2 pseudogenes are annotated in these 518 nt (G+C 35.9%); both read right to left on the bottom strand.

What is annotated here, in order from left to right:
- Positions 1-120: pseudogene (helP, locus tag RVS70_RS22015) on the bottom strand (helicase processivity factor HelP); the annotation flags it as partial.
- A 45-nt stretch (positions 121-165) separates the two neighbouring features.
- A pseudogene (locus RVS70_RS23470) lies at positions 166-282 on the bottom strand (hypothetical protein); the annotation flags it as partial.
- Positions 283-518 lie beyond the last annotated feature (236 nt).

The following is a 518-nucleotide window of genomic DNA, read 5'->3' as shown; positions in this document are numbered from 1 at the left end:
CAGTACGTCAGTACGCTTATTGTTTTCCCGATCATAAACATATCTTTCTTTGTTAAGTCCCATGAATTTCATGTCTCCAAAAGTCATGTTAATATCCGGTACAATAAAGTTTAAGTTCATTTTTCATATCCCCATTTCATTTTTTTTATTTATTTTCAACCGATCATGAAATTTGATTTTATATTTAGAATTCGCTCCGGTTCTGCATCCATCATGGCGCTTATCAGTTGCTAACGGCTTTAAGCCTTCGTGGCAACCTAGTAGGCTATTTATAGCCATCAAGCTGACTACAGCTATTCCGCACGCTTATTCTAGACTGATACAGCATTTAAAGTGATTGCTGTTCATCACTCAAATACTCACGCATGACATTTTTATAAAAGTGCCGTATAATAAAGGTGTCTAATCTTTACACGGCGTTCTTGATGATCATTCGTCAAGGCGCTTTTTTTGTCTATATGTAGTTTTCAAGGAACAAACACTCCTAGCGACATAAGTTATACAGATCATCGTTATAC

This window comes from Virgibacillus sp. M23 (genome assembly GCF_034190895.1).
GTDB classification, from domain to species: domain Bacteria; phylum Bacillota; class Bacilli; order Bacillales; family Amphibacillaceae; genus Virgibacillus; species Virgibacillus salarius.
This window is presented reverse-complemented; position numbering and strand designations above follow the sequence as displayed.